This is a genomic window from Kribbella sp. NPDC055071 (assembly GCF_053608045.1).
The window spans coordinates 184155-198436 of record NZ_JBSGUS010000017.1; the positions used below are offsets into that span (position 1 = coordinate 184155).

The window sequence follows — 14282 nt, forward strand, 5'->3', positions numbered from 1 at the left end:
ATTACCCGCCCACCCCCTATACATACCCTGTTTTTGTCGTGGGCCGCGTCTGTTTTTTAAAACACACACCTACCCCAACAACTCACCCCCGCCCCGCGGGGGGCTGCGCCCCCCGCCGGGACCTGGTCGGGGCTTCACCCCTCGCGACCTCAAATAGTGGTCGTCGCGAACGAAAGAAGGAACACGAAGTGCTGATCGCACAACGCCCCACACTGACCGAAGAGGTTGTCGGCGAGCACCGCTCGCGGTTCGTCATCGAGCCGCTCGAGCCGGGCTTCGGCTACACCCTCGGCAACTCGATCCGCCGGACCCTGCTGTCGTCCATCCCCGGTGCCGCCGTCACCAGCATCAAGGTCGACGGTGTCCTGCACGAGTTCTCGACCGTTGCCGGGGTCAAGGAAGACGCCACCCAGCTGATCCTGAACCTGAAGGACCTGGTCGTCTCCTCCGAGCACGACGAGCCGGTCACCATGTACCTGCGCAAGCAGGGCCCCGGTGACGTCACCGCCGCGGACATCGCGCCGCCGGCCGGTGTCGAGGTGCACAACCCGGACCTGAAGATCGCCACCCTGAACGAGAAGGGCCGGCTCGAGATGGAGCTGGTCGTCGAGCGCGGTCGCGGCTACGTGTCCGCCGTTCAGAACAAGTCCGCCGACGCCGAGATCGGCCGCATGCCGGTCGACTCGATCTACTCGCCGGTCCTCAAGGTCACCTACAAGGTCGAGGCGACCCGCGTCGAGCAGCGCACCGACTTCGACCGCCTCGTGGTCGACGTCGAGACCAAGCCGTCGATGCTGCCGCGGGACGCGGTCGCATCCGCCGGTAAGACCCTGGTCGAGCTGTTCGGGCTGGCCCGCGAGCTGAACGTCGAGGCCGAGGGCATCGACATCGGCCCGTCGCCGGTGGACGAGCAGATGGCCGCCGACCTGGCCCTGCCGGTCGAGGACCTGCAGCTGACCGTCCGGTCGTACAACTGCCTCAAGCGCGAGGGCATCCACACCGTGGGTGAGCTGATCTCGCGCAGCGAGCAGGACCTGCTGGACATCCGCAACTTCGGCTCCAAGTCGATCGACGAGGTCAAGCTGAAGCTGGCCGAGATGGGCCTGTCGCTGAAGGACTCGCCTCCTGGCTTCGACCTGCGTGCGGCCGCCGAGGCCTACGGCACCGAGGCCGACGACGAGGACGAGAGCTTCGCCGAGACCGAGCAGTACTGACACCCACCCCGGGCCGACGTGGCCTGAGATCCCTGGAGTAAGAGATGCCTACCCCCACCAAGGGTGCCCGGCTGGGCGGCAGCCCGGCGCACGAGAAGCTGATCCTCAGCAACCTCGCGACGTCGCTGTTCGAGCACGGCGCCATCACCACCACCGCGGCCAAGGCCAAGCGCCTGCAGCCGCTGGCCGAGTCGATGATCACCAAGGCGAAGCGTGGTGACCTGAACTCGCGCCGTCAGGTGATGAAGCGGATCCGGGACAAGAGCGTCGTGCACGTGCTCTTCACCGAGATCGGCGAGCGGTACGCCGACCGTCCGGGTGGCTACACCCGGATCACCAAGCTCGGTCCCCGCAAGGGCGACAACGCCCCGATGGTGAAGATCGAGCTGGTCGAGGCGCTGTCGGAGTCCCCGAAGGCGAAGAAGGCCGCCGCCAAGAAGGCTCCGGCCAAGAAGGCCACCGCCAAGCAGGCGGAGACCGAGGCCAAGGCCGACGACGTGCAGGACGACGTTCAGGACGAGAACGTCCAGGACATCGTGGCCGGTGCGTTCAAGAAGTCCGCTGCCCCGCTCGCCGACGGCTCCGCGCCGGAGGGTTACACGATCAAGGGCAACGAGAACTCGATGAAGTACCACACCACCGAGTCGCCCTGGTACGACCAGACGGTCGCCGAGGTCTGGTTCAAGACCGAGGCGGACGCCGAGGCCGCGGGCTTCGCCAAGGCCGGCGAGACCGAGGACGACGACAAGTAACACGCACTGCCTCACAGCGCCCCTCACCGCACGGTGAGGGGCGCTGTTTGCGTTAGATTGCACTGTGTTCGACGGTATTGGGCGTTGGCGGATCGACCTCAGGTACGACGGAACGGCCTTCCATGGCTGGGCTCGTCAGGAGAGTCTCCGGACGGTGCAGGGCGTGCTGGAGGAGGCGCTTGATGTCGTACTGCGGTTGCCGGACCGAGTCAGCGTGACGTGCGCCGGTCGTACGGACACCGGTGTCCATGCCCGCGGTCAGGTTACGCATGTGGACCTCGAAGGCGCTGTGGACCCGCTGAGGCTGTTGAGAGGCCTGAACGGCTTCCTGCCCGACGATGTGGCTGTCACGGCTGTCAGCGCGGCTCCAGAGGGTTTTGACGCACGGTTCTCCGCTCTGGCCCGTCGGTACGTCTACCGCCTGTGCGACGACCCTGTCGGCTGGGACCCGCTGGCCCGAGGACAGGTGCTGCGGGTGGGCCGCCCATTGGACGTGGATCGGATGAACGCGGCCGCCGCCGGTCTGCTCGGGGAGCACGACTTCGCGGCGTTCTGCAAGAAACGGGAGGGAGCCAGCACAGTGCGGGCCCTACTTGAGTACTCCTGGCGGCGGACGGCTCCTGGGCTCCTCGAGGGCACTGTGATCGCGGACGCCTTCTGCCACTCGATGGTCCGGGCGCTGGTCGGTTCGATGATCCCGGTGGGGGACGGACGCCGTGAGGTCGAGTGGCCGGCCGCCGTACTGGCTGGAAAGGTGCGGGACTCGGCGGTGGCGGTGGTGCCCGCACACGGGCTCACACTGGAGGAAGTGCGTTACCCAGCCGATGACGAGCTGGCCGCGCGGGCGCTCGAGGCCCGTCAGGTCAGGGGAGAGGTACACCAGCGTGGCTGACCACTACTTCTCCGCAGAGCCTGGTTCTGCGGACGTACGCCGTACTGTCGAGGCTCGGATCTGGGGACGCGAGTACACGTTCACCACCGCGACCGGTGTGTTCTCCCGAGACCGCCTGGACATGGGTACGGCGGTTTTGCTGCGTGAAGTAGCTCCACCAACAGCACCCGGCACGTTCCTCGACCTCGGCACCGGCTACGGGCCGATTGCGTGCGCCTTGGCCGTCGAGTCGAGTGCAGTGGTGTGGGCGGTCGATGTGAACACCCGTGCGCTGGAGCTCACCGCAGAGAACGCGCGCAAGGCCGGTGTGGAGGATCGCGTGAAGCCCGCGCTGCCGGACGACGTACCGGACGACGTGGTCTTCGATCAGATCTGGAGCAACCCGGCCATCCACATCGGCAAACCCGAGCTCCACAAGATGCTGCTGCGCTGGCTGGCTCGCCTTGCACCCGACGGCGTGGCATGGTTCGTCGTCGGCAAGAACCTCGGCGGCGACTCGCTCCAGCGCTGGCTGACCGACCAGGGCTACCCCTGCGACCGTGTCGGCAGCGCAAAGGGCTTCCGGGTCCTACGTGCAACGAACGCGAGTTCGTCACCGTCCTGAGGGTATGGAGGCTGCCTTGGTGGGTGTGGAGGCGCGGTCCGAGGCGATCGACTTCGAGGTGTGGGTCACCGCGAAGGCCGACGCGCTGCTGCGGTTCGCCTATGTACTCACCGGGGACTCCAGCCTGGCCGAGGACGCCGTACAGGATGCGTTGACGACGGCTTGTGCCCGGTGGAGCCGGGTGAGCCGGGCCGACGATCCCGAGGCGTACGTGAAGCGGATGGTGGTGAACGCGCACATCTCCTGGTGGCGGAAGTTCCGCCGCCGGGAGGCGCCGACGCCGGACCCGGTCCGGACCGCGTCGGCCGCACCGGACGGTGCGAGCGCGCGGGCCGAGTCGGACGCGGTGTGGGCGCTGTGCGCGACGCTCCCGGACAAGCAGCGAGCAGCCGTCGTACTGCGGTTCTACGAGGAGCTTTCGTACGCCGAGATCGGTGTGCTGCTGCATTGCGCGGAGGCGACCGCCAGATCACACGTCCATCGAGCACTTGCCGCCCTGAAGACCACGCTGAGCACGGAAGGAGCCGAGGATGCCTGAGCACGACCCTGAGCAGGAACTCGGCCCCAAGCTCACCTCGGCGTTCCGCGACCGGGCCGACGCGGCTCCTAACGATAGTGCGGCCGGTCTGGCCCAGGAGGCACGCAGACGCGTCCGGAAGCGCCGGTCGACCCTGAGTGCGGCCGCGGCGGTGGTAGCGGTCGCCGTGGTCATCGGTGGTGGCTGGAGCCTCACGCAGAGCGGCACGGAGAGCAGCAGCACCAGCGCCGCCGACTCGAAGAGTGGCGCCGGGGAGGCCGCCGGAAACGCGTCCGGTAAGACGACTCAAGGCATGGCTCCGGCGGCGCCGACTCCGGTCGCCCAGCCGGCTTGTCCGCCCGATCACGCGATTCTCAAGGCCGACGGACCCAACTCCGTACCGGCTGGGACAGGGCTCGACCTGCAGACGCCGGTGAAGGGGCTTGAGGCCTGCCGCTATTCGATTGCGAATGGTGTGTTGCTGGGGCAGCAGGCGTTCACCGCGCAGGTCGCCCAGCAGGTGGTCGACGCCATCAAGGTGCTGCCTGAGCGCAACCCGGCCCTCCCCGTCTTCAAGTGCACCCCACAGGCCGCGGTGCCCGCCGAGGCGATCGTCCTGCGCTTCACGACCGCCGATGGCATCCGCGAGATCTGGGTCCAGTACGACGGCTGCGACACAGCCGGCTTCTTCACCGGCGCCCACACCTACGGTCTCTACGCCGCTCCACTCAAACTCTTCATGATCGGCACGGTCCGCCCGGCCGGTGGCACCTTCCTCAGCGCCCTCAAGGGCTGGTAGGGATAACGGTTCGCCTCTCCTGGTCCGGGCGGTCAGACTGGGGGAATGGGTCACGTGGATGTTGCCGGGGTGGGGTTCGAGCTGCCGGACGGGCGGGTGTTGCTGGACGACATCACGTTCCGGGTCGGGGACGGGGCCAAGGTCGCGCTGGTCGGGGCGAACGGGTCGGGCAAGACCACGCTGACCAGGATCATCGCCGGTGACCTGAAGCCGCACAGTGGCAGCATCTCGCGGTCCGGCGGGCTGGGCGTGATGCGTCAGTTCGTCGGCTCGGTGCGCGACGAGTCGACCGTTCGGGACCTGTTGCTCGGTGTCGCGCCGGAGGCGATCCAGCAGGCCGCGGCCAAGCTGGACAGGGCCGAGCTGGCGATGATGGAGGCCGAGGACGAGAAGACCCAGCTCAAGTACGCCCAGGCGGTGGCCGACTGGGGCGAGGTCGGCGGGTACGACGCGGAGGTCCTCTGGGACGTCTGTACGTCGGCAGCACTCGGCATCCCGTTCGACCGCTGCCGCTGGCGCGAGGTGAAGACGCTGTCCGGCGGTGAGCAGAAGCGCCTGGTCCTGGAGGCCCTGTTACGCGGCCCGGACCAGGTCCTGATCCTCGACGAGCCGGACAACTACCTCGACGTCCCCGGGAAGCGCTGGCTGGAGGATCAGCTCCGCAGCACCGACAAGACCGTGCTCTACATCAGTCACGATCGGGAGCTGCTGGCGAACACCGCCACCCGGATCGTCACCGTGGAGCTGAGTGCCGCGGGCAACACCGCCTGGACACACGGAGACGGCTTCCGCACGTACCACGAGGCCCGGAAGCACCGGTTCGAGCGGTTCGAGGAGCTGCGCAAGCGCTGGGACGAGGAGCACGCAAAGCTCCGTGCGCTGGTGCAGATGTACAAGCAGAAGGCGGCGTACAACTCGGACATGGCCTCGCGGTACCGGGCCGCTCAGACCCGGCTGCGCATGTTCGAGGAGGCCGGACCGCCACAGGCGCTCCCACGCGAGCAGAAAGTCAGCATGCGGCTGACCGGCGGCCGCACGGGCAAGCGGGCGGTTGTGTGCACGCAGCTCGAGCTGACCGGGCTGATGAAGCCTTTCGACCTCGAGGTCTGGTACGGCGAGCGTGTCGCCGTCCTGGGGTCGAACGGATCCGGCAAGTCACACTTCCTGCGTCTGCTCGCGAACGGCGGCTCAGACCCGGACGTGGAGCACCAGCCGGTTGGCGACGTACAGATCGCACCTGTGGCTCACACCGGAAGTGCAAAGCTCGGAGCGCGCGTACGGCCCGGGTGGTTCGCGCAGACTCATGAGCACCCGGAGTTGGTCGGCCGGACGCTGTTGGAGATCCTGCACCGCGGTGACGATCACCGCGAGGGCATGGGTCGTGAGCTGGCGTCGCGGAAGCTGGATCGGTACGAGCTGGCCCATGCGGCCGAGCAGACCTTCAACAGTCTGTCCGGTGGGCAGCAGGCGCGGTTCCAGATCCTCCTGCTCGAGTTGTCCGGTGCGACGCTGCTCCTGCTCGATGAGCCGACCGACAACCTGGACGTCGAGTCAGCAGAGGCACTGGAGGAAGGGCTCGACTCGTTCGACGGGACTGTGCTGGCAGTCACCCATGACCGCTGGTTCGCCCGTGGATTCGACCGTCACCTCGTCTTCGGCGCGGACGGGACGGTCTACGAGTCGGACGAACCGGTGTGGGATGAAGGCCGGGTCCAGCGCGCCCGCTAAGACCAGCCGTCGCGGTAGGCGGCCCAGTTGTCCGGTGTGGCGGTGAAGTCGATGTACAGAGCCAGTCCGAAGTTCTGACGGTCCGAGGTGCCCAGTCCGAGGCGGGCACCTCGGACCGCGGCCTGGACGGTCTCGGCGTGGCCCCAGTGCGACGGATTGCTCTCCCAGTACGCCGGAAGCCCCATGATCAGATCTGTCGACGCAGGAGTGGCCTCCAGCGCCAGCCTGGTCTGCTTGGCCACATAACCGCCGTACAAGGACTCCAGCGGCATCGCGGTGTCGTACGACATCACCGCCATCTGCTCCACCCGCTGGGCGACCTGACGGAAGTAGTCCTGCGACCACCACTTGCCGATCGGGAGCCTGTTGAGCTGCCAGAGCGGGTCGATCTGCGCGGCTGCAACGGACAGCGGCAGACCTAGAGCGGCCGTCACCGCGTGCGTCTCGTCCAGTACGGCGAGGAAGCCGGCCGACCCGGACTGCACCGGCTCGAAGTCGAAGTGAATCCCCTGGAAACCCTGCTCCAGCACGGCCGCGGCCGACGCAGCCACCCGCCGGCGCACAGCCGGGTCGTCCAGATCCATCCCTGGGTTCTTCGCCGGTTGGACGACGTCGCCGAGCCACCCCTGCACGCGAACAGCCGGAGCTGCCGCCTTCATCGCCTGGACGAACCAGCCCGCCCTCGGCGCAACCTTTGCCAAGGGCAACGATCCGTCGTGCTCCAGCGGACCCGTGTGGACGTAGAGATCCCGGATCCCCGTGCCTTCGAGCTGCTTGGCCAACGCGGTCACATCGGTGGCCTTCTTGCGGCCGTCGACCCACGCATGCCCCAGCCAGAGAGCGTCGTGGTCGCGGGTCCGCGCGGTCGGGTCACCGGCGTACTGGACTCGTAGGGAGACGGCGTAAGCCCCGATCGGGACCGGGACCAGCAGTACGAAGGCGAGCGCGATGATCAGCACGACGCGGCGCCGACGCGACCACGTCCTCCAGCGCTGCCTCACGTACGCGGCTTCAGGCCGTCGTAGACCAACGCCAGCATGCGGTTGCGGACCTCGGGCTCGAGGCCGGCGGCGGTCGCTCCCCGCGACGAGCCGATCAGCAGGGCATAGACCTCAGGCAGCGCGGTGTCGGTCCGTACGGCGCCGGCTTGTTGAGCCCGGGTGAGTAGACCGTCGAACGCCTCACGCAGTCCGCGTCCCGCCTTCTGTGCGTCCTCGCCGGCATCCGAGCCGGCCGAGACCAGGGCCTGGGCGATCGCGAGCTTCGACGCGGACTCCGACACGACCTGGGTGAAGAAGCCGAAGAACGCCGTACCCGCGTCGTCGCTGTCGGACAGCTCGAGCGCGCGGTCACGCAGCCGCTCCAGGCGCAGCGTGAGCACGGCCTCGAGCAGTGCGGTCTTGGTCGGGAAGTGGCGGAACACGGTCGCGATACCGACCCCGGCCAGCCGTGCCACATCGTCGGTGGACGCGCTCGGCGAGTGCCCGAAGACCTCGTCCGCCGCGGTCATGATCCGGGCCCGGTTGTCCCGCGCGTCTGCTCGCACCCTGCACCCCTTCGTCGCCCTCAGCCTAGGAGACGCAGCGAACCGCCTCAGGGTTGTAAACGAAGTTGAGACTCCATATATTCGGAGTCTCAACTTCGTTTAAGTGAGGAACGTGATGACTCCCGAAGAGGTCTTCCTGAAGCTGGTCCACGGTGTCGCCGACCGCGACTTCGACGCGCTGCCCGCGTTGTACGCCGAGGAGACCGACGTACGCCATCCGATGAACCCGTACGGCGACCACCCGCTGCTGAGCCGCGATGCGCTCCGCGAACACTTCGGGGTGAACGGTCCACCGGTGATGGACGTGGTTCGGTTCCAGCCGGAGAACATCCGGGTCCACCAGACCATGGATCCGGAGGTGATCGTGGCCGAGTTCGACTACGTCGGCACGATCCTCGCCACGGGAGCGCCGTACCGCACGCCATGTGTCTTCGTGCTCCGGGTCCGGGACGGCCTGATCGTCGAGTCCCGCGACTACATCGACCACGTCGCGAACATCAAGGCCCGCGGCCAGGTCGAGCACCTCATCGCCGCACTGCGGGAACCAACCCCCGCCACGGCTGCGTCCTAATCCGCAGAGGCGCCAGATGGCCCCGGACCGAGGCACCCAGCCCGCCCGGGGCCATCTCCAACTCACCAGAAGAGAACCCCGCCAGAGAACACCGCTCCGCGGAGCGGTGTCCTTTCGTGTCGGCCCAAAGACAACAACCCCTCGACCGACTGGTCGAGGGGTTGTTCGGGGGGTGCGGGTCAGCGCTCGTTCATCGGGACGTACTTGACGCCCCGGGCGCCGGTGTAGATCTGCTTCGGGCGGGCGATCTTCTGGTCGGAGTCGCCGAGCGACTCCTTCCACTGCGCCAGCCAGCCCGACGTGCGCGGGATGGCGAAGAGCACGGTGAACATCTCCGGCGGGAACGAGAGTGCCTCGTAGATCAGGCCGGAGTAGAAGTCGACGTTCGGGTAGAGCTTGCGGGAGACGAAGTACTCGTCCTCCAGCGCGATCTTCTCCAGCTCGACCGCGATCTTCAGCAGCGGGTTGATCCCCGTCACCTCGAACACGTCGTCGGCGGCCTTCTTGATGATCTTGGCGCGCGGGTCGTAGTTCTTGTAGACCCGGTGGCCGAAGCCCATCAGCCGCTCCTCGCCGGCCTTCACGCCCTCGATGAACGACGGGACGTTGTCGACCGAGCCGACCCGGCGGAGCATCTTCAGCACAGCCTCGTTGGCGCCGCCGTGCAGCGGGCCGTAGAGGGCGCCGATGCCGCCGGCCACCGCGGTGTACGGGTCGACCTGGGTCGAGCCGATCGCGCGTACGGCGTTGGTGGAGGCGTTCTGCTCGTGGTCCGCGTGCAGGATGAACAGGATCTCCAGCGCCCGCACCAGCCGGTCGTCGGAGGCGTACTTGGGCTCGCTCATCTTGAACAGCATCGACAGGAAGTTCGCCGCGTAGCTGAGCTCGTTGTCCGGGTACACGTACGGCTTGCCCTGGGCGTGCCGGAACGCGAACGCGCCGAGCGTCGGCATCTTCGCGATCAGCCGGCGGATCTGCAGCGCCCGGGACTCCTCGTCGAAGATGTTGCGCGACTCGGGGTAGAACGTCGACAGGGCCCCGACCGACGCGAGCAGCATCCCCATCGGGTGTGCGTCGTACCGGAAGCCCTGCATGAAGGTCTTCAGGTTCTCGTGCACGAACGTGTGATACGTCACGTCGTGCGCCCAGGCCTCGTACTCGGCCTTGTTCGGTAGCTTGCCGTTCACCAGGAGGTAAGCGACCTCGAGATAGTTCGACTGCTCCGCGAGCTGCTCGATCGGATACCCGCGGTACTCCAGGATGCCCTTGTCGCCGTCGATGAAGGTGACAGAGGAACGGGTGGAGGCGGTGTTGACGAAACCGGGGTCGTAGGTGGCCAGGCCACCGTCTCCTTCGGCCGCGCTGATCTGCTTGAGATCCGCGGCTCGGATGGTGCCATCGGTGATGGCAAGGTCGTAGTCCTTGCCGGTCCGGTTGTCCCGGACGGTGAGCGACTGTTCGGTCACAATGCCCTCTTCGGAAGCTGGCGCCATCGCCTGGTGAGTGAGGGTGTCGTCAGCCGGCGGGACGCGGGTTCGGATCGCAATCTTTACGGCTAAACTAGTGCTGTCCTCAGCTCGTTCCAAGCTGGGGTCCCCTGACAGCCTGGGCTCGCTTTGACCCCAGGGTGCTGACGCCGGTATTCTGGGCTGCTGTTGTGCGTTTCAGGTCCCGCAGAGACACAGTCAGGTCGGCGGACCGCTCGCCGACGTATCAGTTTTGTCAACCTCTGAGAAACGAAGGTCAACGACCGTGCGCACGTACAGCCCGAAGCCTGCTGACGTCACCCGTGAGTGGCACGTGATCGACGCCACCGACGTCACGCTCGGTCGGCTCGCCGTCCAGATCGCCACCCTGCTGCGTGGCAAGCACAAGCCGACGTACGCCCCGCATGTGGACGGCGGTGACTTCGTCGTCGTCGTGAACGCCTCCAAGGTCGCGCTGTCCGGCACCAAGCGGACGGACAAGCTGGCCTACCGCCACTCGGGTCACCCGGGTGGTCTGACCGCGACGCCGATCGGGGAGATCCTCGACAAGGACCCGCGCAAGGCCGTCGAGAAGGCCGTCTGGGGCATGCTGCCGAAGAACCGCCTGAGCCGGAAGCTTCTCACCAAGCTGAAGGTGTACGCCGGTCCGGAGCACCCGCACACGGCCCAGCAGCCGAAGCCGTTCGAGATCACCCAGATCGCCCAGTAGAGCGATCGACGAGCCAGGTAAACGAGGATTCACAGCGTGAGCGACATCACCACCGAGACCGAAGAGTTCGACCCCGAGGTCCCCATCGAAACTGAGGGCCCGGTCGCCTACACCTCCGAGACGAACCCGACTCCGGAGCAGCGCGCCGAGACGGGTCGCGTCGCGGTGATCAACCCGGCCGGCGCCACCGGTCGCCGCAAGGAGGCTGTGGCGCGTGTCCGGCTCGTCCCGGGGACGGGCAACATCACCGTCAACGGCAAGCCGATCGACGTCTACTTCCCGAACAAGGTTCACCAGCAGCACGTGAACGAGCCGTTCGTGGTCGCCGGTCTCGAGGGCTCGTACGACGTGATCGCCCGGATCAACGGCGGTGGCATCACCGGCCAGGCCGGTGCGCTGCAGCTGGGGATCGCCCGCTGCCTGAACGCCGCCGACGAGGAGGCGAACCGCCCAGGTCTGAAGAAGGCTGGTCTGCTCAGCCGCGACGCGCGGATCAAGGAGCGCAAGAAGGCCGGTCTCAAGAAGGCCCGCAAGGCTCCGCAGTACAGCAAGCGCTGATTTCCTGATGGGCCGTTTGTTCGGCACGGACGGATTCCGTGGCCTGGCGAACGTGGACCTGACCGCGGAGCTGGCGCTCGACCTCTCGGTCGCGGCAGCTCACGTACTCGGCGAGGCCGGTGCCTTCGAAGGGCACCGGCCACGCGCCGTTGTGGGTCGGGATCCTCGCGCCAGTGGTGAGTTCCTGGAAGCCGCCGCGGTGGCCGGTCTGGCCAGCGCAGGCGTCGACGTGATCCGGCTGGGCGTGCTGCCGACCCCGGCCGTCGCCTACCTGACCGGCTCGACCGGCGCCGATCTCGGCGTGATGCTGTCCGCCAGCCACAACCCGATGCCGGACAACGGCATCAAGTTCCTGGCGCGTGGCGGGATCAAGCTGGACGACGCGATCGAGGACGCGATCGAGGCCCGGATGGGCGAGGAGTGGCAGCGCCCGACCGGCGCCGCCGTGGGTCGCGTGATCGACGACGGGCAGGGCTTCGAGACCTATGTCTCGCACCTGGTCCGCTCGGCGCCGAACCGGTTCGACGGCCTCAAGGTCGTGATCGACTGCGCGAACGGCGCCGCCTCCCTGACCGCACCGGAGGCTCTCCGCCGGCTCGGTGCCGAGGTGATTACGATCGGTGCCGCGCCGGACGGCCTGAACATCAACCTTGACTGCGGCTCGACCCACATCGAGGGTCTGCAGCGTGAGGTGATCGGACACCGCGCCGACGTGGGCATCGCCCTCGACGGCGACGCGGACCGCTGCCTGGCGGTGGATGCGAACGGCGAGCTCGTCGACGGCGACCAGATCCTCGCGGTTCTGGCGCTGGCCATGCGCGACAGCGGCAAGCTGTCCAACGACACCGTCGTCGCGACCGTGATGAGCAACCTGGGCTTCGTCCAGGCGATGGTCCGGGAGCGGATCGCGGTCGAGCAGACCAAGGTCGGCGACCGGTACGTGCTCGAGGCCATGAAGGCCGGCGGTCACAAGCTCGGCGGTGAGCAGTCCGGGCACGTGATCCTGTCCGACCACGCCACCACCGGCGACGGCACGCTGACCGCGGTCATGCTGCTCGCGCGCGTCGCGGAGACCGGCAAGTCGCTCGCCGACCTGGCCGCCGCGATGACCCGTCTGCCGCAGGTCCTGGTCAACGTCAAGGATGTCGACAAGTCCCGGGCCGGCAACGACCCGGCGGTGCAGACCGCCGTCGCCGAAGCCACTACCCGCCTTGGTGACACCGGTCGCGTCCTGCTCCGCCCGTCGGGCACCGAGCCGCTGGTCCGCGTCATGGTCGAGGCCGAGTCCTCGGACACGGCTCACGAAATCGCCCACACCCTCGCGGACGTTGTCGCTACCTCACTGAAGCTCTGACGCCGTCATTCTGATCCCGGTACGCCGGGACCAGTGCCGACCGGACCGCAGGTGCGCCACGAACGCTCGTTGCAGCGTGGTCTCCTGCGGTACCCGAGCAAGATCCTCCGGCCCGATCTCCCCATCGGGAGCCGTCTGTTGCAGGCCGAAGCTCAGGAAGAAGCGGTCGCCGTCGTACGGATCCGTCGGCGGCAGCTCCGGGAGCAACGTGAAGCGCCGCTGGAACTGCATGATGTTCGACTCCGGGCTCAGGTACTCGCCGAGCTGCGGATCCAGCAGCCAGGAGCAACACGAGAGCATTGTCACCGGCTCCTCGGGATACCACTGCGCGAAAGACCGCTGCGCGGCCGCCATCGACTCCTCCGACGCAGCGGCGTCAAGCGGACCGATCGGCGGCACGTGGACCATCAGCCCATATCCCGCAGGCCCGTCGCCCAACGCGAACTGCGCCCGCGTGAACGCATGCCGCCCGACCTGAACGTCGGCCCCGCGAAACCGCAACGGGGGACCCCACAAGTCGAAGAGCCCGAGCCCAGCCTGGCCAGTCACCTGCCGGTGGGTCGCCAGGACCCCGCCCAGGCCGGACGCAGACGCTCTGCTGACGGACTCCGGTATGCCACGTTCTGCCTGTACGGCGAGCAACCGCGGCAACTGTGACACCAACGCCCAAGGCACCACGAACGACCCGACCGGAGACGTGGTCATGGCCGGCCAGCCGATGAATCCATTGGCTTCGATCGGCTGATCCATCCCACGATCCAGCTCGCCCGCGAGAGCCTGCAGGACCGTCATCCACTCCGCATCCGGTCGAGCCGCCAGCATGTCGTCGCGATCCCGCTCCAAAACCCCACAGAACTCGAGCAGCTCGCGCGCCTCCCGATCATCCGGGAGCGTCACCTCCACCGCGTCGAGCCCCCGCAACCAGTCGGCCGCCGCCTCCGAAAGCCCCAATCGCTCGGCCGCATCCCCAGCATTCACGCCCTCGTCCTCTCATCGGTCCGGCACATCGAACCGATGAGAACACGGGCCGCACCCCAAAAGCACGACTCAAATTCCCGCCCGTTGTGACGGATGCGCGGCCCAACCGGCCACCGCTCCGCGGCGGTCGCCCGCTGCCGCCTCCGGCGGGCGCGCGGATAGGCGTTCAGTTGGTGTGCGCGACGGGATGTGATGTCCGGGGTGCAACGGTCACCGCTGCGCGGCGGCTGCCTATTGCCGCCTTCGGCGGGTGCGGCGGATAGGCATTCATCTGGTGTGCGCGACGGGATGTGATGTCGGGCGTGCTGCGGTCACCGCTTCACGGCGGCCGTGTGTTGCCGCCTTCGGCGGGTGCGCGGATCCGCGGTGTTGCGCCGATGCGGTTGGCGTGGGAGATGTGGTGGGGGTGGATGAGATGGACTGTGGTTGGGTTGGGCCCTGCGGAGGGACTGTGGTTCGCGGTCTCCGCTGCGTGATCGTGCTAGTCACGGCGGTGTGCGTCAAGGGCGCCTTCGGCGTCGCTGCGCGATCTTCGACCCTTGACCCACACCACCGCGACCAGGGAAGGACGCA

Annotated in this window: 15 protein-coding genes; 11 read left to right on the forward strand and 4 right to left on the reverse strand. The window is 67.6% G+C overall.

From position 1 onward, the window contains the following. The first annotated feature begins 188 nt into the window (after positions 1-188). From ACWF4Z_RS27295 to ACWF4Z_RS27325, 7 genes are all read left to right on the forward strand, one after another. Entirely contained in the window at positions 189-1214 is a 1026-nt protein-coding gene (locus tag ACWF4Z_RS27295; protein WP_452245986.1) for a DNA-directed RNA polymerase subunit alpha, read from the forward strand. Between the two features lie 44 nt (positions 1215-1258). Further along, positions 1259-1966, forward strand: coding sequence for a 50S ribosomal protein L17, sunset domain variant (rplQ, locus tag ACWF4Z_RS27300; RefSeq protein WP_452245987.1), 708 nt, complete (start codon positions 1259-1261; stop codon positions 1964-1966). 64 nt (positions 1967-2030) lie between these two features. Continuing rightward, positions 2031-2858 (forward strand): tRNA pseudouridine(38-40) synthase TruA, encoded by an 828-nt coding sequence (gene truA, locus ACWF4Z_RS27305; protein ID WP_452245988.1) that lies wholly within the window; start codon positions 2031-2033, stop codon positions 2856-2858. Further along, on the forward strand, positions 2851-3462 hold the full coding sequence (locus tag ACWF4Z_RS27310; protein ID WP_452245989.1) for a class I SAM-dependent methyltransferase: 612 nt from the start codon (positions 2851-2853) through the stop codon (positions 3460-3462). Before truA ends, ACWF4Z_RS27310 begins: the two co-directional genes overlap by 8 nt. Before the next feature lie 4 nt (positions 3463-3466). After that, the gene (locus ACWF4Z_RS27315) at positions 3467-4000 is read left to right on the forward strand and encodes a SigE family RNA polymerase sigma factor (RefSeq protein WP_452245990.1); all 534 of its coding nucleotides are present in this window, start codon (positions 3467-3469) and stop codon (positions 3998-4000) included. Next, positions 3993-4778, forward strand: a complete 786-nt coding sequence (locus ACWF4Z_RS27320) for a hypothetical protein (protein ID WP_452245991.1) — start codon at positions 3993-3995, stop codon at positions 4776-4778. Before ACWF4Z_RS27315 ends, ACWF4Z_RS27320 begins: the two co-directional genes overlap by 8 nt. A 45-nt stretch (positions 4779-4823) precedes the next feature. Beyond that, complete coding sequence (locus tag ACWF4Z_RS27325) at positions 4824-6506, forward strand: ABC-F family ATP-binding cassette domain-containing protein (protein WP_452245992.1); 1683 nt, start codon at positions 4824-4826, stop codon at positions 6504-6506. Here the strand turns inward: ACWF4Z_RS27325 and ACWF4Z_RS27330 are convergent. Both ACWF4Z_RS27330 and ACWF4Z_RS27335 read right to left on the reverse strand, forming a co-directional pair. Continuing rightward, positions 6503-7507, reverse strand: coding sequence for a hypothetical protein (locus ACWF4Z_RS27330; protein WP_452245993.1), 1005 nt, complete (start codon positions 7505-7507; stop codon positions 6503-6505). The two genes, ACWF4Z_RS27325 and ACWF4Z_RS27330, sit on opposite strands and share 4 nt — an antisense overlap. After that, positions 7504-8052 carry a TetR/AcrR family transcriptional regulator gene (locus ACWF4Z_RS27335; protein ID WP_452245994.1) on the reverse strand — a complete coding sequence of 183 codons (549 nt, stop codon included), beginning with the start codon at positions 8050-8052 and terminating at the stop codon, positions 7504-7506. Before ACWF4Z_RS27335 ends, ACWF4Z_RS27330 begins: the two co-directional genes overlap by 4 nt. 115 nt (positions 8053-8167) lie before the next feature. Between ACWF4Z_RS27335 and ACWF4Z_RS27340 the strand changes: the two genes are divergently transcribed. Continuing rightward, complete coding sequence (locus tag ACWF4Z_RS27340; RefSeq protein WP_452245995.1) at positions 8168-8623, forward strand: nuclear transport factor 2 family protein; 456 nt, start codon at positions 8168-8170, stop codon at positions 8621-8623. Positions 8624-8802: 179 nt separating this feature from the next. Here the strand turns inward: ACWF4Z_RS27340 and ACWF4Z_RS27345 are convergent, their stop codons facing one another. Beyond that, positions 8803-10089 carry a citrate synthase gene (locus ACWF4Z_RS27345; protein WP_452245996.1) on the reverse strand — a complete coding sequence of 429 codons (1287 nt, stop codon included), beginning with the start codon at positions 10087-10089 and terminating at the stop codon, positions 8803-8805. 286 nt (positions 10090-10375) lie between these two features. Here ACWF4Z_RS27345 and rplM point away from each other — a divergent pair, with 286 nt between their 5' ends. The 3 genes from rplM to glmM are packed head-to-tail and all read left to right on the forward strand — an operon-like array spanning position 10376 to position 12731. Next, positions 10376-10819 carry a 50S ribosomal protein L13 gene (gene rplM, locus ACWF4Z_RS27350; RefSeq protein WP_184840649.1) on the forward strand — a complete coding sequence of 148 codons (444 nt, stop codon included), beginning with the start codon at positions 10376-10378 and terminating at the stop codon, positions 10817-10819. A gap of 36 nt (positions 10820-10855) precedes the next feature. Beyond that, positions 10856-11377 carry a 30S ribosomal protein S9 gene (gene rpsI / locus ACWF4Z_RS27355; protein ID WP_452245997.1) on the forward strand — a complete coding sequence of 174 codons (522 nt, stop codon included), beginning with the start codon at positions 10856-10858 and terminating at the stop codon, positions 11375-11377. A 7-nt stretch (positions 11378-11384) separates the two neighbouring features. After that, complete coding sequence (gene glmM / locus ACWF4Z_RS27360) at positions 11385-12731, forward strand: phosphoglucosamine mutase (RefSeq protein ID WP_452245998.1); 1347 nt, start codon at positions 11385-11387, stop codon at positions 12729-12731. Here glmM and ACWF4Z_RS27365 read toward each other — a convergent pair. After that, positions 12717-13709, reverse strand: coding sequence for an acyltransferase domain-containing protein (locus ACWF4Z_RS27365; RefSeq protein WP_452245999.1), 993 nt, complete (start codon positions 13707-13709; stop codon positions 12717-12719). The two genes, glmM and ACWF4Z_RS27365, sit on opposite strands and share 15 nt — an antisense overlap. Between the last annotated feature and the right edge of the window lie 573 nt (positions 13710-14282).